Origin of the sequence: Chromobacterium haemolyticum, assembly GCF_009936155.1 — a bacterium.
In the GTDB taxonomy this organism is placed as follows: Bacteria; Pseudomonadota; Gammaproteobacteria; order Burkholderiales; family Chromobacteriaceae; genus Chromobacterium; species Chromobacterium haemolyticum.
This window is the reverse complement of record NZ_AP019312.1, coordinates 1-17191: the sequence shown is the minus strand read 5'-3', so window position 1 is coordinate 17191 and position 17191 is coordinate 1. Positions and strand designations below refer to the sequence as shown.

The window sequence follows — 17191 nt, the reverse complement described above, 5'->3', positions numbered from 1 at the left end:
AGGTTCTATCGGTTGTCCCCAGGGCGGAGAAGCCGCCCCGGGAAGAGTTTGATTAAGGCTGACCAGCGACCAGCAAGCGCTCCACATCCGCCACATTGCGGCAACGCAGCAACTGTCCGGGCGACAGCTCCACGGCGAAGGTTTCCCGCATGCGCGCCGCAATGGCTTTCAGATGCTGGGGCAGCAAGCCCATGCTGCTGAAATCCAGCAACTCGTCGGCCAGCTCCTGGTAGGAACGCCCCAGCACGCCCAGATAAATGTCCAGCACCGGGCGCCGGTGCCGTGTCGCCGGGGCCGGAGCCTCGGCAACGGCGGCAGCGGGCGCGGGCGGCGCCACAGGGTTCTGAGCCGGAACCTGGGCCGGCGCCTGCAACAGCGCGCGCGCGCCGCGGCGGTCCGGCTTGCCGTTTTGCGACAAAGGCAGCTGCTCCACCCGCAGGAGGCGCGTGGGCACATGGGATTGCGGCAGGACGCGGCGCGCGTGCTCGCGCAGATCCGCCGCGCTCGCCTCCGCGCCGGGCTTGGCCACGTAAAGCGCGCCTATGCCCAGCTCCCCCTGCCGCTCGTCGCCCACATCCACCACCAGCACATGGGCCAGCGCCGGATGCTTGATCAGCTCCATCTCGATGTCCGGCAGCGACACCCGCACGCCGCGCACCTTGACGTAGCCGTTCACCCGGCTGTCGAACATCATCACCCCGTCCGGCCGGTAGCGGCCGCAGTCGCTCGTGCGGAAGGCCCGCGCCTCCTGGCCGGCCTCGTCCCGCACCGTGACGAAGTCGTGCTGGGTCAGCTCGCCGTTTTCCAGATAGCCCAGCGCCAGATTGACGCCGGCGGTGTGGATGCGTCCGGCCACGCCGGCCGGGCAATGCTCGCCGCGCTCGTTCAGCAGCCAATAGCGGTTGCCGGGCAGAGGCCGGCCATAGGGCACCTTGGCGCAATCCTCGGCGAGGATGTCGTGCCAGATGCTCCAGATCGTGGTTTCCGTCGGCCCGCCCAAGGACAGCAGCCGCGCCGCCGGCAGGGCGGCGCGCAAATCCGCGATGATGGACGGCTTGATGTAATCCCCGCCCTGGGCCACCAGCCGCAGGCTTTGCAGCCCGCCTTCCCGCCGGCAAGACAGCAACATCTCCAGCATGGCCGGCACCGTGCACCACAGCGTGACGCCGTGCTCGTCCACCAGCTGGTTCCAGCGCACCGCGTCCTTCTCCTCGCCCGCCTCCGGCAACACCAGCGTGGCGCCGGCGCTCAGGCTGCCCAGCACATCGAACACCGACATATCGTGATGCAGCGGCGTCACCGACATGCACACATCGCGCTGGCTCACCTGCCAGTGTTCCAGCGTGGAGCCAATGACATTGGCCGTGGCCCGGTTGCACAACACCACGCACTTGGGCTTGCCGGTGGTGCCCGAGGTGTACAGGTAATACGCCGGCGTCTCGCTCAGGGACAGCGCCTGCCAGCCGCCGCGCGCGGCGAGCGGCGCGGCCTCGGCCAACAGTTGTTCCGGCGTAGCCCGCGCATGCTCCGTCGGCAAGGGCTGGGCCGCCACCACCAGGTTTGGCCGGCAGTTGTCCAGCAGATAACGCAGCCGCTCCTCCGGCGACGCCGCGTCTATCGGCACCCACACCACGCCGCTAAAGGCGCACGCCAGGGTGATGATGGTGTGCTCCGGGCTGCGCGGCAGGCATACCGCCACCACCTGTCCCGCGCTCACGCCGCGCGCCTTCAGCGCCGCCATCGCCCGGGACACCGCCTCGCCCAGCTCGCCGTAGCGTATCCGCCGCTGGCCGCTCATCAACGCCACCCTGGCGTTGTCCGGGTCGAAGATCTGGGCGGCGATGCGGCCGAGGAAATCCTCGCTGCGCGCATCGGCTTCCACGCTGTTCAGCCGGTAATGGCCGTAATCCAGCACCCGCCCGGCCGGAGCCTCAAACACGCCGCTGTTCACCACTTGCTCGATGGCCCGCTCCAGCGCGCTCAGCACCGCGCCCACCAGAGCCGGCTCCAAGGCGTCGCGGGCGTAGTCGATGTCAAACACCAGCGCGCCGTCCGCCCGCGCGGAAAAGCGCAGATCCATCGCCACCTGCGGCGTTTGGGTCAGCCCGCCCGTCTGGCGCATCGCGCCGTCCGCCGCCACCGGCCACGACAAGCCATTGGTCACCACCACCGGCAGCGCCGGGCCGGGGCCATGGCTCTCAAACAACATCCGCGCCAGGTCCACGCCGGAGAAGGCCAGATGCTGCAAGCCCTCCATCACGTCCGCCTGCAAGCGGCGGCCGCGCTCCGCCAGGCTGTCCAGCCCCGCCTGCCACGCCACCGCGATGAAGCTGGAACGGTTGGAGAAACCGCCGGACGGCAGCGGCGCCACCGGCACCGCCACGCACAAGCCGCCCTCGTCCAGCCAGTGCGACAGCACCTCCAACACCAGCGCCATCACCGTGGTGTTCTTGAAAAAGCGTTGGCCGTTGCCCAGCTTGCTCAGCCGCTCGAAACGCTCCGCGCTCACCGTCAGGCTTTGCCGCTCATAGCGCGCCACGCCCAATTGATCCAAGGGCTTGCGCCAAGGCAGCCTCGGCGCGCCGCCGCAATCGGCCAGCTTGTTTTTCCAGTACAGCGCGTCCGCCTTGCGGGCTTCAGCGGACGCCTCGGCCGCCGCGGCGGCGGCCGGCCTGCTCGGCTCCGCCACGCCCTGGAACAGCTCCAACATCAGCGCGGCGATGGAACGGCCGTCTACGATCAAGGCGTCAAAACGCGCAAACACCGTCAAGGAGCCGTCCGGCAGCAGGAACAGCGTCAGCTCCCACGGGGAGTGCTCCAGATCAAACAGCGCGTGGGCGTAATCCTCGCGCGCCGCCGCCACCCGCTCCTGAGCCGCCGCCGGCGACAAGGCGCGCAAATCCACCTCCCGCAGATTCACCCGCGGCTGCGCGCGGACCCGCTGCCGCAAGCGCGCAACGTCTATCACCGTGCGCAGGCAATCATGACGCCGCACCATCTCGGCCAGCCGGGCGCGCAACAACGCCGGATCCATCGTCCCGTGGTATTCGCGGAATTCCTGCATCGCCACCCCGCCCAGCGGCAGCTGCGCGGTGCGGCCCAGCAAATACGCCTGCTGCAACACCGTCAACGGCGTTTCCGCCTCCGGCTGCGCCAGCGGGCGCTCCAGCGCGGCCGGGTCCGCCGCCACGGCGGTGGCCAGGGCCACGAAATCGTTGAATAGCTGCGTGACCCAATCTTGCGGCAAGGCGTCCAGACGGATGTCCCAGTTGATCAACACCCCGCCGTCCGCGCTGACAATCTGCGCGTCCAGCGCCACCTGCGGCCCTTGCGAAATCACCCAGTTCATCGCGCCGAAAACGCGCCGCACCCGCTCAGAGAACAACTCGCCGCCCGGCATGTCCAGCGCCGCGGTAAACACCACCGGCGCGATCTGCGGCGAGCGGTGATGGCGGGACAGATCCCGCATCAGGTTGACGCCCGGATAAGCGCAATGGCCGGCGCGCTCCAGCAACTTCGCGGCCAGGCTTCGGCACAGCGCGCCCGTAGTTGGCGCCGCGTCCAAATCCACATTCAGCAACACCAGGTTGGCAAACTCCCCGATGATGCGTTCCGCGCCCTCCAGCAACGGCGGCCGCCAGAACACCGGCACATTCAGCCGGAAGCGCCGGTCCCCGGTGGCCGCGCCCAAGGCCTGGGCGAACAAGCCCAGCATCAGGCCGGACAGCGTCAGCCGCTGCGCCTTGGCCAAGCGCCGCAAAGCCTGGCGCTGCTCCGGCTCCAACCAGGCGCACAGGCGATGGCTGGACGCCGCGCCCGCCGGCGCCGCCCGGCGCGGCAAGGACGGAGCCGGCGCGATATTGGGCAATTGCTCGCGCCACCAATCGCGGTCCCGTTCCCGAGCCGCCTTGAGCCAGGGCTCGTCCCGCGCCCGGTCGCACCACTCAAAGAAAGACGGCGTGGGCGGCAGCTCCGCATCCGGGGATTCGTAAAACAGCGCCAAATCCTCCATCAGCACACGGAAGCTGGACGGGTCCACGGCGATCATGTCCGCGTCCACATGCAGCCGGCTATCCCCCGCGCCAAACAAGCTGATGGAAAAACGAACGGCTTGACCCGTTGCCAGGTCAAGCCGCTGATGTGTCCACTGCTGGCGCTTGGCTTCCAGGCGCTGCGCCAGCGCCTCACCCTCCAGGGCGGTGAAATCCTCCACCTCCAAATGAGGCGCCTTATCCGCCGCCGCCAGCGCCTGCATGCCGTCCGCCGTTACGCAGGCGCGCAGCATCCCGTGCTCACGCCCCAGCCTGCCCAGCGCGGCCACCAAACGCGGCAGATCAATGGCTTGGCCGTCAAACTCCGCATACAAATGCGCAGAGACGCCACCCAGATCCGAATGATCGCCCCGGCCCATCCAGCAGGCCGCTTGCATTGAAGTCAGCTCTCTCATTTCACGCCCTTGAAAATTGACAAATGGATTTCTTGCATTTCTTTCATCTCCATATGGCATCTCTAAATGCGAATGATTATAATTTACACCATTAGCGTGATGCAATGATCAAGGTGAAATCGTCATGACGAATGAAAAACCAGCCAAACCATCGCCAACGGAAGCCGCCAGCCCGCGCCAATGGCTGCATGACCGGCTGCGGCAACTGATAGCGGAAGACGGGGCGCTGAACCCCACGGAAAACCTGATGTATTACGGCCTGGATTCCCTGCGCCTGATGACGCTGGCCGCGGAACTCAACGCCCGCGGCATCCCCGTGCGCACGGAAGAACTGAGCCGCTCCCCCACCCTGGCGGACTGGGAAGCGCTGCTGGACGCCCGGCAAGCGGGCGCTTGAAGAGTGGCTGCGGCCGGCACGCAGAACCGGCCCTTAGAACCTGTTTACGACCTGCCGCGCGTCGTGAGACGCCCCACGGTGAGTACGGCTTCGAAATGCTCATGTACCACTAGTACATTCCGCTTCCTCAGCCATTTTCGCCTTGTCTCGCCCTTGCTCGCGAGATCGTAAACACGCTCTAAGAACCACTAACAGAACCCCTAAAACAGACAAAACCGGGCGCCGACACACGCCCAGCCAACAAGGAAGAACACCAGCAATACCCACCCACCGAGGACCCATTCACGATCTTGCGAGCCAAGACAAGACAAAGTGAGACAAGGCGAGAACAGCTGAGAAAGCGGAATGCGCACAGCGTGCATGAGCATTTCGAAGGTGGTCTCAACGCCCGGTCTAAACTATCCCGTCGACGCGCAGCGGATCGTGAGCAGGTTCTGAGAAACCACGGAGCTATCCCATGTCGCTGTCTTCTCTAGACCAAAACCGTATCGAATCTTTCTGGCAGTACTGCTTGCAACACCAATATTTCAATCTTGCTTACCCGGAATCGGCCGACTTCGACTACGCCCCCTTGCACCGCTTCCTGCGCTTCTCCATCAACAACTGCGGCGACTGGAACGAAAGCAGCAACTACCTGCTGAACTCCTTCGACTTCGAACGCGAAGTCATGCACTTCTTCGCCGAACTGTTCCACATCCCCTTTGACGAAAGCTGGGGCTACGTGACCAACGGCGGCACCGAAGGCAATATGTTTGGCTGCTACCTCGCCCGAGAACTCTTCCCGGACGCCACCCTGTACTACTCCAAAGACAGCCACTACTCCGTGGCCAAAATCATCAAGCTGCTGCGCATCAAATCCCGCGCGGTGGACTCCCTACCCAGCGGCGAAATCGACTACGACGACCTGGTGGCCAAAATCCAGCAAGACCAGGAACGCCACCCCATCGTCTTCGTCAACGTGGGCACCACCATGAAAGGAGCCGTGGACGACATCGGCATCATCCAGGACAAGCTGGCTAAGGCCGACATCCCGCGGCAGGACTACTACCTGCACGCGGACGCCGCGCTCAGCGGCATGATCCTGCCCTTTGTCGACGCCCCGCAGCCCTACTCCTTCGCCGACGGCATCGACTCCATCAGCGTGTCCGGCCACAAGATGATAGGTTCGCCCATGCCATGCGGCATCGTGCTGGCCAAACGCAGCAATGTGTCGCGCATCTCCGTGGAAATCGACTACATCTCCGCCAGAGACCAAACCATCAGCGGCTCCCGCAACGGCCACACCCCCATGATGCTGTGGGCCGCCATCAAGAGCCGGCCGCTGGCGGAATGGCGTCGCAAAGTGCGCCACTGCCTGGACATGGCCCAATACGCGATAGACCGCTTCCGGGCCGCCGGCATCCAGGCCTGGCGCTGCCAGAACTCCATTACCGTGGTGTTCCCCAGCCCGTCCGAACCCGTGTGCGACAAACACGGCCTGGCCCGATCCGGCGGCGCGGCCCACCTGATCACCACGCCCCACCACCACGACAGCCAGCGGCTGGACCGCCTGATTGACGACATCATCCAGGACTTGGGAGCTGTCTCAACCGGCGCCGCCATGAGCGCGGCTTAGAGCCGGCTTACATCTGCCACCTTGTGGCAATACCGCGTAAAAAGCCGCCCGAAGAGGGCGGCTTTCTGCTGTAATCCCCGCCCCCGGCCCACCGCCGCCTTGACGCTGGGCCTAGCCCCCCTTACTCTGCCCATGCGCTGCGCCAAATAACGCAGCCATGGGCTGGGAGGCCCGTTTTGAACGTTTCTTAGCAAATCGCTTGGCTGCGACTTGCTATGTGCTCATGCGTCTGCCACCACCGGGCGGGCTCATGGCACTGAGCCCCTTGGGGCTGCCGTGGAACGTTCCGGTCCTCCCACTTTGTCATGAGCCTGCCCACGCCTCCCGTGCGTGCCGCGCAGGCTTCCTTAAGCAAATGTTTGTGGAGGCCATAGTGAATATATTGAATATCCCCCAAGCCAATCCCGACCCCTTGGCTGACACCATCACCGCCAGCGCCAGCGCCACCCCCATCCTGCAACAACTGCAAGACCTGCTGAAAGCACTGCGCGTCAACGCCCAAGGCCGGCCGGAACTGGAAACACTGAGCCAACAACTGGACCAGCGCTACCTGGACGTGGACGAAAGCATCACCCGCGGCACCATGCACCTCCACTACGCCAACCAAAGCCTGCACGCGCTGCTGACCCTGCTGCAAAGCTGCCCGGAAGACAGCACGCTGAACTGCGACCAAATCGTGACCCTGCTGGAACCGGTGCGGCAAGAGCTACAAACCAGCCACAGACTGATTTGCTCGGTGATGTAGATGTGGAAACGCCGCAGCGGGGCTGCGGCGTTTCCTTCTCTCTTATCAACCCTAAGGAGAGCATCATCTCCACAACCAATTTCAGGGCTTCTTGCAGGTTAGTTTAAGTGCGGTTTTTTCTACCACGCGGACCTTCTCACCCAATGAGATGGTGTAAACGAAACTTCTATCCACCAGCATCATAAACTTTTCCGACCTATCCAAGACCCAGCCCTGTAGCTGCCCACCTTCACTCATAGATATCCCAGTGGGAAAATCATTGCCTTTTAGCCGATGACATACAATTTCATCAAACCTCTCTCTACCCGCGTCACTTGCTGAATTAACCCATCCAGCCAAAGGAAACACCACAAAGCTATACAAAATGGCCGCAACCCAAATAATAAAAATGGAAATATATTTATTATCTTTATCGTATGAGAACCGCTCTGAAAACCACGTTCTCACGCGGATAAATTTATCACTTGGTTTCTTATTTTTCCTATTTAAACCTATACCAAAAAACCATGCCAAAGCACCAAAACAAGCAATCACGAAAATAGCATAAAACCAAATACGAATGGCTGCAGCAAAGCCAAAGAATGCAACCTCCTGAATTGATGATGAGGAAAGTGGACCACCATTACCTACGGCCGCCCAATAACCACTAAAAAAAGCCTTCCCTGCTATCCAGGCACATACACCTAAAAAGGTAATTGCCACTCCAAAAATTTTAACCAAGAACTCGCAAATCTGAAGCACCAACCGAGTCTTATCTCGCCAGACCTCTCTTCCTCGCTTCAAATAGCCTGACGACTTGCTAGAGAGCGAACTCATCGCACCCCTCCTTTGAAATCACATCAAGAAGTAACGGCAAATAACCCAACCAAACTGGAATCAATACGTTCTAAACTTGTACCCTCAAGCCAAGAGAAGGCGCTAATATCGTCACCATTCTGATACGCCCACTCCTCCACGCTAAGCGAGCACCTCAGGTCCGAGACAAAGCCCAACTGTGCTAATAGCACACCCTGCTCATCTCCATGCCTAGAGAGATGCGTCAGCCAACGCTCCAAATGCGGCTTGGCCGCCAGCATGTCTCGCTTGCTGCGGTTGCGACGTCCCCCCAGTAACCAGTCAGCGGCAACTAATAAACCATGGACAAATGTATGGTTACAGATCCAACCCAACGGGATCTCTGTTTGCGATCACACTACACTGTCTGCGGCACCAGTTTATTGCGCGGCTACCAGAGATAGACTGATTGCTAGCGTCAGGAAGCTATCAAACTTGGTCATTGCTAACGGTGGCTGGACCTATCTCGGTTTCTGCTTGGTATTTGACAAACGGTCGTTTTCTGAACAATCCGCCTTCCGCCGATTTTTGATCGTCTAACCTGGCCATCGGTGTTAATATTCGCGTCAAGTTTTCAATGTTTTGGTTGCAACAATGAATCAACGGATAGGATACGCCCGAGTGTCAACCGATGACCAGCACCTAGACCTGCAGCGTGACGTGCTCAATCAGGCAGGGTGTTGCGTGATTTATGAGGAAGCTGCCGGTGGTAAAAATGCCGCCCGCCTGGAGCTTGAGCAATGTCGTAAAGCGCTGAGAGCAGGAGATACCCTTGTCGTGTGGCGGTTGGATCGACTCGGGCGCAGCCTGCAAGATCTGGTGCAGATCGTGGCCGACCTGGAGCAGCGCGGGGTGCATTTCGAGAGCCTGACTGAGAAGATCGAGACAGGCAGCGCCTCAGGCAAGCTGCAATTTCATATGTTTGCGGCATTAGCCGAGTTTGAACGAACTTTGATCCGAGAGCGCACGCTGGCCGGATTGGCCGCGGCCCGTGCTCGTGGGCGTGCCGGTGGGCGGAAGCCCAAGTTAGATGCACGGCAAGTGTGTGAGATTAAAGCCTTGTTGCGCGATCCAGATATTCAGGTAGCCGAGGTAGCTCGTCGCTATGGCGTCTCTCGCACCACACTTTACAAGTATGTTGGCGTTGTTACGCCACGTTAATGAGAGGTTTTGATGTACCAACGACCGAAAGCCGATAATGCGCATAAGGTTCCCGAGCAATATCGTGTTCTTTCTTTATTCTCTGGTGGAATGGGGCTTGATCTAGGGCTAGAAAGTACCGGTAGGTTCAAAATAGTGGCCTGTATCGAGAAAGAGTCGGCCTTCTGCGAAACTATCCGCCAAAACCGAGATTCAGGTCGGTTGCCTCAAGATTTGCGGGTCTTGGAGGCCGATTTGTCAAAGCTCGATCCTAAAGAAGCACTAGATAAAATGGGGATTGATCCTAGTTCTATTGATGTTGTGGTTGGCGGGCCTCCATGCCAATCGTTCAGTACGGCCGGACGAAGGGGAACGACACAGGATCCTCGCGGGACACTTCTTTGGGACTTCCTTCGTTTTGTTTCATATGTGGAGCCGAAGTTCTTTCTGATGGAAAACGTTAGGGGGTTGCTATCGGCCGCTCTGAAGCACCGCCCAATAGCAGAACGCCCAGAAAAAGGTGGAGCACCTCTGAGCGAAGAAGAAAAACCTGGGTCGGTTGTTCGTCTATTTGCCAAGGATCTATCTACTATTAACGGCGGATACCACTTAGATATTTTTGAAGTGAATGCTGTCAATTATGGTGCCCCTCAGCTTCGAGAGCGCGCACTATTTATTGGGAACAGATTTGGCAGATTGGTGGAGTTTCCTGCACCGACTCATGGGCCTAGTCAAACTACAGGATCTCAAGATAATCTATTTGAGGCTGTGAACCTTCAGCCGTGGAAAACACTAGGAGATGCGTTGGAGGGGCTGGACGATCCAAATCCTCAGATTATGGACTTCAGCCCTCGAAAAAAAGGGTTCTTGGCAATGGTGCCGGAAGGTTCAAACTGGCGCAGTTTGCCGGAAGAAGTGCAAAAGGAATCTATGGGACGCGCATGGCATGCCAAGGGAGGAAGATCCGGTTGGTGGCGAAGGTTGACCTTCGACCTCCCTTGCCCAACCTTGGTCACGATGCCCAATCATGCCAGCACATCTCTTTGTCATCCCAGGGAGAATCGGGCACTTACAATTCGTGAATATGCGCGAATTCAGGAGTTTCCAGACAATTGGCAATTTAGCGGCACGTTATCTAAACAGTACGCTCAAATTGGGAACGCTGTCCCAACCAGACTGGGGTGTGTGGCTGGTGGAGTCATTTCTCAAGAATTGGACAAGGCTCTTAGGGAAGGGGCCAAATTCGAAACGATGAGTTCATTTGAACCGCGTATCATATACTTGCAGTCCCATGTGCGTACTCGCCAGTGGTTTAAAGGTGGAGAGACCATCGTCTGGGGCAATGGCGAGGGGAGCGAAAACGTCCGCTACGCTAAGCCGAAAACGCAGCGAAAATTAAGGAGTATTTGAAAAATGGCTCGAGGTCACTCCGGCTTACCCCGGGCTCAGAAGAGGTCGCTATCCCGTCAACAATTGCTTGGGCAATTACAGCAAGTTGATAATAACCAGGACCGAAGGGAGAGAGTGCTGCGTTTAGAGACTGCATTTCGGAATAAGATCGAGACGCATATATCATCACTGCCGACGCAGGATGCAGTTCTCCAAAAGTTTAACACTAGCCCCTATGTGCTTTTGATCCACGCACGCCAGCGAGGTTATTCCAAGGTTAGCGAAATTGAGGCAGACATCCTTCCTGCAAAGCAGTTCTCTTCGATGGAGACTTCTGCAGGAAGGATGGTAGAGGAGGTCGTTCTTCCTGAGTATGGCTGGGAGTGTGTTGCCAGTGAAATGCACACATCAAATTCCGCACTGGACGGCAAGCGTCTTGACTCAGACGTTTATCACCTAGCTACGCTAAAAAGTGGCCCCCGATGTCTCAATGATGAAATGAGTGAGAATTTTGCCGATGCGATTCTTACCAACTATTCGTCTTGGTCGAGCGAGTCAGATAAACGACGGATCGAGTTCACATACGGGGTACTTTATGGGACAGAAAAACTTTCCAATAAGAAAGACTGGCACATTCTGCGAAATATAAAGCAGAAGTCGGGATCATCCCTAACGATATCACCTGACAATCAATGGGCCTGTCAATTTGTACAGAATGACGTCACGGTCGATGTGACAGTGCGAATTGGATTAGATTGGTGGCACCATCTTGGTGGTGATCTGTGCTTTATTGAAGTTTTCACTGCACTAATACGCGCATGCGTCAATGTTGGTACAGCAGATGCTAACAATTATCAGTATACGATAAGGGATCTGGGTGAGATAGTTTCAACCCACCGCGTGCGCGAGGAATACAACGTTTCGTTGCTACAGAGGAGTCAACTTCCGTGGCTCTTCTTGATGGCCCATCACTTCTGCGACGAACTCGTTGATTGAGCATGCCTCACTTGGTCACTTTCAGCGGAGTGAGTCTCCTTGACTGCGCATGGCATTTGTCATAAAGCTCATCACCAAAAGGACACCAACCCTCTGTTATTGTTGAGAATATCTTTTCCACTTACAATCGAGTGGGAATTGTAAATTGTAGGTATAGCGCGTAGCGGTGGTGCGAGGTCGATGTTTAGCCTCTACCGTTCGCCAGCAGATAAAGCAGTGACTCGACTGCGAGCTCTCGACAGAGTGCGCTAATCTCAGTATTGCTGCCGCACAAGATAACGCCTACCACCAGCAGCTCAGGTCGAAAAGCAACAGTTTGATCCATCGTGAAAAAGCCCACCGAAACTAACCGGTGGGTTTTTCATTATCTGCGTCAGCATTTTTTCACTAACCTGACACAAATTTCACTTTGAGTGTCACCCTACACCCTCACACATCAATATTCCGCGCAATCAAGGCATTGCCTTCGATGAAGTTCCGGCGCGGTTCCACTTCGTCGCCCATCAGGGTGGTGAACACGTCGTCCGCGCTCATCACGTCTTCAATGCGCACCTTAAGCAGGCGGCGCACGGTGGGGTCCATCGTGGTTTCCCACAGCTGTTCCGGGTTCATCTCGCCCAGGCCCTTATAGCGCTGGATGTTCATGCCCTTCTTCACTTCCGCCAGTAGCCAGTCCAGCGCTTCGCCAAACTCCGCCACCGGTTTCACGGTTTCGCCGCGTTTGACGTGGGCGCCTTCGCGCAACAGGCCGCTGAGCATGTCGCCGGTTTTCTTCATTTCCGCGTAGTCGCCGGATTCCAGGAAGTCCTGGTCCATCACCGTTACCATCACGTTGCCGTGCAGTTTGCGGATGATTTTGATCAGGTGGCCGTCGTTCTTTTCGTCGCGCAGCAGTTGCAGTTCGATGGCGTCCGCCGGCAGCAGCGCGCTCAGTTTGGCCAGCGCGGCGTCCGCTTCTTGCTGGCTGCTGAGGGACAGCGGGCCGGTTTTGAGCATGGCTTCCAGCACCAGCGGGTCTATCACGCGGCTTTCGCGTTCAATCACGGAGCGGGTCAGCAGGAACTGGCGGGCAATTTCGCCCAAGGTGTCGCCGGACAATGCGGCGGCGCCTTCGGCCGGGATCAGTTCGGCTTTTTCCAGCGCCAGTTGCAGCAGGAACTGGTTGAGCTCGGAGTCGTCCTTGAGGTAGCGCTCTTGCTTGCCCAGTTTGGCCTTGTACAGCGGCGGCTGGGCGATGTAGATGTGGCCGCGCTCTACCAGTTCGCTCATTTGGCGGTAGAAGAAGGTGAGCAGCAGGGTGCGGATGTGGGCGCCGTCCACGTCGGCATCGGTCATGATGATGATGCGGTGGTAGCGCAGTTTGTCCGGGTTGTACTCGTCCTTGCCAATGCCGCAGCCCATGGCGGTGATCAGGGTGGCCACTTCCTGGCTTTGCAGCATTTTGTCGAAGCGGGCGCGTTCCACGTTCAGGATCTTGCCCTTCAGCGGCAGGATGGCCTGGAATTTGCGGTCGCGGCCTTGTTTGGCGGAGCCGCCGGCGGAGTCCCCCTCCACCAGGTACAGTTCGCACAGCTTGGGGTCTTTTTCCTGGCAGTCCGCCAGTTTGCCGGGCAGGCCCAGGCCGTCCATGATGCCTTTGCGGCGGGTGATTTCGCGGGCCTTGCGCGCGGCTTCGCGGGCGCGGGCGGCTTCCACAATCTTGCCGCAGATGATTTTGGCGTCGTTGGGGTGTTCCAGCAGATAGGTTTTCAGCGCTTCGCTGATCACTTCATTGACCACCGGGCCAATTTCGCTGGAAACCAGTTTGTCCTTGGTTTGGCTGGAGAACTTGGGGTCCGGCAGTTTGACGGAGAGCACGCAGGTCAGGCCTTCGCGCATGTCGTCGCCGGAGGTGTCCACCTTGGCCTTTTTGGCCACTTCGGATTCTTCGATGTACTGGTTCAGCGTGCGGGTCATCACCTGACGCAGCGCGGTCATGTGGGTGCCGCCGTCGCGCTGGGGGATGTTGTTGGTGAAGCACTGGACGCTTTCCTGGTAGGAGTCGTTCCACTGCATCGCCACTTCCACGCTCATGCCGTCTTTTTCGCCAATGCCGTAGAACACTTTGGGGTGCAGCACGGTCTTGTTGCGGTTCATGTATTCCACGAAGCCGGCCACGCCGCCGGAGAAGGCGAAGTTTTCTTCCTTGCCGGTGCGCTTGTCTATCAGCTGGATGCCCACGCCCTGATTCAGGAAGGACAGTTCGCGGATGCGCTTGGCCAGGATGTCGAAGTGGTATTCCACCAGGCCAAAGGTTTCTTCGCTGGCGCGGAAGGTCACTTCCGTGCCGCGGTGGTTGGTGTGGCCGGTCACGGTGAGCGGGGCCACGGCGTCGCCGCGGCGGAATTCCATTTCATGGACTTTGCCGTCGCGCCAGATTTTCAGTTTCAGCCAATCGGACAGCGCGTTCACCACGGAAACGCCCACGCCGTGCAGGCCGCCGGAGATCTTGTAGCTGTTGCTGTCGAATTTGCCGCCGGCGTGCAGGATGGTCATGATCACTTCCGCCGCCGATCGCCCTTCTTCCGGGTGGATGTCGGTGGGGATGCCCCGGCCGTTGTCTTCCACGGTGATGGAGTTGTCGGGGTTGATGATGACCTTGATGGTGTCGGCATGGCCGGCCAGCGCTTCGTCAATGGCGTTGTCCAGCACTTCAAACACCATGTGGTGCAAGCCGGTGCCGTCCGAGGTGTCGCCAATATACATGCCGGGGCGTTTGCGTACGGCATCCAATCCTTTGAGGACTTTGATGCTATCCGCGCCGTATTCCTGTTCGCTCATCTGCTGCTTTCTGTATGGAGAGGGGCCGGGCGGGCCGGGAGTGATTCCTGGCGCCGCGCGGCCGGCCTCTGCCGGTCAATCTGAAAATCCGTTTGCCGGGGCGGGGGCGGGGCCTCCGCCGCCGGCGGGCTGCCGGGTGGCGGCCGGCGTCAAATCCGCATGGGCATGACGATGTATTTGAAGTTGCTCACGTCCGGTATGGTGACCAGGGTGCTGCGGTTGGAGTCGCCAAAGGCCATTTGCAGGGTGTCCGCCGGCAGGTTGGTCAGCACGTCCATCAGGTAGTTGATGTTGAAGCCGATTTCCAGCTCGCCGCCCTGGTAGGCGATTTCCAGTTCTTCTTCCGCTTCTTCCTGCTCGCTGTTGGTGCAGAGGATGGACATGGAGCCGGGCTTGAGCACCAGGCGCACGCCGCGGAATTTCTCGTTGGCCAGGATGGCGGCGCGCTGCAAGGCGTGCAGGAATTCCAGGCGTTCGATCAGGAATATCTTGTCGTTGTCCAGCGGGATGACGCGGTTGTAGTCCGGGAACTTGCCGTCCACCACTTTGCTGATGATGACGGTGGAGCCGAAGCTGAAGCGCACCTGGTTGGCCAGCACTTCGATATTGATCGGGTCGTCGATGTCCTGCAGCAGCTTGTACAGCTCGATGATGGTCTTGCGCGGCAGGATCACTTCGGACTTGGGCAGGTTGGCTTCCACGTCCGCGCTGGCAAAGGCCAGGCGGTGGCCATCGGTGGCCACCAGGCGCACTTGGTTGCCGTCGGTCTGCATCAGCAGGCCGTTCAGGTAGTAGCGGATGTCCTGCACCGCCATTGCGTATTGCACCTGGGAGATCAGGCGCTTGAGTTCGCGCTGGCTCAGGCTGAAGCTGGAGTCGCTGGCGCTGCCCACGGACAAGAGCGGGAAGTCGTCGGCCGGCAGGGTTTGCAGGTTGAAGCGGCTCTTGCCGGCTTTCAGGGTCAGGCGGCCGCCGTCCAGTTGTTCCAGGGTCACGGTGGCGTTGCCCGGGATGGCGCGCAGGATGTCCTGCAGCTTTTTGGCGGAGGTGGTCAGGCGGAAGTCTTCGCCCGGTAATTCATCGCTGCTGGCGGTGGTGATCTGGATTTCCAGGTCCGTGGCCAGGAAGCCCACTTGTCCGCCTTTTTTCTCTATCAGCACATTGGACAGGATGGGCAGGGTGTGACGACGCTCGACAATGCCGGTGACTGCCAGCAGTGGCTTGAGCAGGGCATCGCGTTCGGCTTGCAGGATCAGCATGGGGCGGGCTCCCGTTGGGTGTTTGTGAGTCGGTTCAAGTTAGGCTTCATGGTCTTAGTTACGCAGCATGGCCAGCAGCGTGTCGTAATCGTGAGCGATATCGGCGTCGTTGCCGCGCATTTCGGCAATGGTCTTGCAGGCGTGCAGCACGGTGGTGTGGTCGCGGCCGCCAAAGGCGTCGCCGATATTGGGCAGGGACAGCTGGGTCAGTTCCTTGGCCAGCGCCATCGCCACCTGGCGCGGCCGGGCGATGTCGCGGCTGCGCTTTTTGCTGTGCATGTCGGACAGCTTGATCTTGTAGTACTCGGCCACGGTTTTCTGGATGGCGTCCACGGTCACCTGGCGATTGCCGGCGGCCAGGATGTCTTTGAGCGCTTCCTTGACCAGTTCCAGCGAGATGTTCTGATTGGTAAAGCGGGCGTAAGCCACCACGCGCTTGAGCGCGCCTTCCAGTTCGCGCACGTTGGAGCGCACGTTCTGGGCAATGAAGAAGGCCACGTTGTGGTCCAGCTTGATGCTGTCGGCCTCGGCCTTTTTCATCAAGATGGCCACGCGCATTTCCAGCTCCGGCGGCTGGATTTCCACGGTTAGGCCCCAGGAGAAGCGGGAGATCAGCCGCTCTTCCATGCCTTCTATCTGCTTGGGGTAGCTGTCGCAGGTCATGATGACCTGCTTGCCGCCCTCGATCAGCGCGTTGAAGGCGTAGAAGAATTCTTCCTGGGTGCGGTTCTTGCCGGCGAAGAACTGGATGTCGTCGATCAGCAGCAAGTCCAGCGAGTGGTAGTAGCGCTTGAATTCGTCAAAGGCCTTGTGCTGGTAGGCGCGCATGATGTCGGCCACGTAGCGTTCGGCGTGGATGTAGCGGATCTTGGCTTGCGGGTTCTTTTGGAACACGTGGTTGCCGATGGCCTGGATCAAGTGGGTCTTACCCAGGCCCACGCCGCCGTAGACAAACAGCGGGTTGTAGGCTTGGTCGCCAGGGTTTTCCGCAATTTGCATGGCCGCGGCGCGCGCCAGCTGGTTGCCCTTGCCGGTCACCAGGGTATCGAAGGTGAACGAGGGGTTGAGCCGGGTGCTTTCGTGGCTGCCGCCAATGGCTTTGACCGCGGCCTGCTTGGCCTGGGACGGCGCGCTGGGCGCCGGCACGCTGGGTGCGGGCTTGGCCTTGGCCGGCGCCATCGCGGGCGCGGCCAGCGGCCGGCCGGCGGGCGCGCCCAGGCGCAGCTCCACCAAGCATTCGCCCACCAGTTCCACCGCCAGTTCTTCAATGCGCGCCAGGAAGCGGTCCTTGATGAACTGCATGATGAAGCGGTTGGGCGCAAACAGCGCGATGCCCTCTTCCGTGGTTTCGGCCGATAGCGGCTTGATCCAGGTATTGAACTGTTGCGAAGACAGTTCGGCCTCCAGGCGGGCCAGGCAGCCAGGCCAAAATTGATCCAGTTCGGTCATTACATATACGCAAGTAAAAGCGAAAAACCCGCTGTCGGCGTTACGGCCAAGCGGCGGGAGAAGCCGCCGCGCCCCGTACGCGGGGCGGACGACGTGTGTT

Annotated in this window: 11 protein-coding genes; 6 read left to right on the top strand and 5 right to left on the bottom strand. The window is 59.6% G+C overall.

Annotated elements, in window-relative coordinates:
- Positions 1-52: 52 nt before the first annotated feature.
- Positions 53-4447: an amino acid adenylation domain-containing protein gene (locus GYH29_RS00055; protein WP_161523004.1), complete on the bottom strand. Its 4395-nt coding sequence runs from the start codon at positions 4445-4447 to the stop codon at positions 53-55.
- Between the two features lie 124 nt (positions 4448-4571).
- Here GYH29_RS00055 and GYH29_RS00050 point away from each other — a divergent pair, with 124 nt between their 5' ends.
- The 3 genes from GYH29_RS00050 to GYH29_RS00040 all read left to right on the top strand — a co-directional run bounded on the left by GYH29_RS00050 (position 4572) and on the right by GYH29_RS00040 (position 7204).
- A complete protein-coding gene (locus tag GYH29_RS00050; protein WP_161523003.1) occupies positions 4572-4844 on the top strand; it encodes a phosphopantetheine-binding protein in 273 nt (90 codons plus the stop codon).
- A 457-nt stretch (positions 4845-5301) separates the two neighbouring features.
- Positions 5302-6459, top strand: coding sequence for a histidine decarboxylase (locus GYH29_RS00045; protein WP_161523002.1), 1158 nt, complete (start codon positions 5302-5304; stop codon positions 6457-6459).
- A 373-nt stretch (positions 6460-6832) separates the two neighbouring features.
- A complete protein-coding gene (locus GYH29_RS00040; protein WP_161523001.1) occupies positions 6833-7204 on the top strand; it encodes a DUF1484 family protein in 372 nt (123 codons plus the stop codon).
- 81 nt (positions 7205-7285) lie between these two features.
- On the opposite strand, the gene GYH29_RS00035 is transcribed toward GYH29_RS00040, so the two are convergent.
- Entirely contained in the window at positions 7286-8020 is a 735-nt protein-coding gene (locus GYH29_RS00035) for a hypothetical protein (protein WP_161523000.1), read from the bottom strand.
- A gap of 612 nt (positions 8021-8632) precedes the next feature.
- Between GYH29_RS00035 and GYH29_RS00030 the strand changes: the two genes are divergently transcribed.
- The 3 genes from GYH29_RS00030 to GYH29_RS00020 are packed head-to-tail and all read left to right on the top strand — an operon-like array spanning position 8633 to position 11563.
- The gene (locus GYH29_RS00030; RefSeq protein WP_161522999.1) at positions 8633-9199 is read left to right on the top strand and encodes a recombinase family protein; all 567 of its coding nucleotides are present in this window, start codon (positions 8633-8635) and stop codon (positions 9197-9199) included.
- Between the two features lie 12 nt (positions 9200-9211).
- Positions 9212-10588: a DNA cytosine methyltransferase gene (locus GYH29_RS00025; RefSeq protein WP_161522998.1), complete on the top strand. Its 1377-nt coding sequence runs from the start codon at positions 9212-9214 to the stop codon at positions 10586-10588.
- 3 nt (positions 10589-10591) lie between these two features.
- Complete coding sequence (locus GYH29_RS00020) at positions 10592-11563, top strand: PmeII family type II restriction endonuclease (protein ID WP_161522997.1); 972 nt, start codon at positions 10592-10594, stop codon at positions 11561-11563.
- Positions 11564-11992: 429 nt separating this feature from the next.
- Here GYH29_RS00020 and gyrB read toward each other — a convergent pair whose 3' ends face one another.
- The 3 genes from gyrB to dnaA form a co-directional block, all read right to left on the bottom strand.
- Positions 11993-14383 carry a DNA topoisomerase (ATP-hydrolyzing) subunit B gene (gyrB, locus tag GYH29_RS00015; RefSeq protein ID WP_161522996.1) on the bottom strand — a complete coding sequence of 797 codons (2391 nt, stop codon included), beginning with the start codon at positions 14381-14383 and terminating at the stop codon, positions 11993-11995.
- Positions 14384-14532: 149 nt separating this feature from the next.
- Entirely contained in the window at positions 14533-15642 is a 1110-nt protein-coding gene (gene dnaN, locus GYH29_RS00010; RefSeq protein ID WP_043592545.1) for a DNA polymerase III subunit beta, read from the bottom strand.
- A gap of 54 nt (positions 15643-15696) precedes the next feature.
- Positions 15697-17091 carry a chromosomal replication initiator protein DnaA gene (gene dnaA, locus GYH29_RS00005; RefSeq protein WP_043592546.1) on the bottom strand — a complete coding sequence of 465 codons (1395 nt, stop codon included), beginning with the start codon at positions 17089-17091 and terminating at the stop codon, positions 15697-15699.
- Positions 17092-17191: the final 100 nt, after the last annotated feature.

Coding starts and splice junctions, on each gene's coding strand:
- GYH29_RS00055 (WP_161523004.1), bottom strand. CDS start 4,447: ATGAGAGAGCTGACTTCAATGCAAGCGGCCTGCTGGATGGGCCGGGGC.
- GYH29_RS00050 (WP_161523003.1), top strand. CDS start 4,572: ATGACGAATGAAAAACCAGCCAAACCATCGCCAACGGAAGCCGCCAGC.
- GYH29_RS00045 (WP_161523002.1), top strand. CDS start 5,302: ATGTCGCTGTCTTCTCTAGACCAAAACCGTATCGAATCTTTCTGGCAG.
- GYH29_RS00035 (WP_161523000.1), bottom strand. CDS start 8,020: ATGAGTTCGCTCTCTAGCAAGTCGTCAGGCTATTTGAAGCGAGGAAGA.
- GYH29_RS00030 (WP_161522999.1), top strand. CDS start 8,633: ATGAATCAACGGATAGGATACGCCCGAGTGTCAACCGATGACCAGCAC.
- GYH29_RS00025 (WP_161522998.1), top strand. CDS start 9,212: ATGTACCAACGACCGAAAGCCGATAATGCGCATAAGGTTCCCGAGCAA.
- GYH29_RS00020 (WP_161522997.1), top strand. CDS start 10,592: ATGGCTCGAGGTCACTCCGGCTTACCCCGGGCTCAGAAGAGGTCGCTA.
- gyrB (WP_161522996.1), bottom strand. CDS start 14,383: ATGAGCGAACAGGAATACGGCGCGGATAGCATCAAAGTCCTCAAAGGA.
- dnaN (WP_043592545.1), bottom strand. CDS start 15,642: ATGCTGATCCTGCAAGCCGAACGCGATGCCCTGCTCAAGCCACTGCTG.
- dnaA (WP_043592546.1), bottom strand. CDS start 17,091: ATGACCGAACTGGATCAATTTTGGCCTGGCTGCCTGGCCCGCCTGGAG.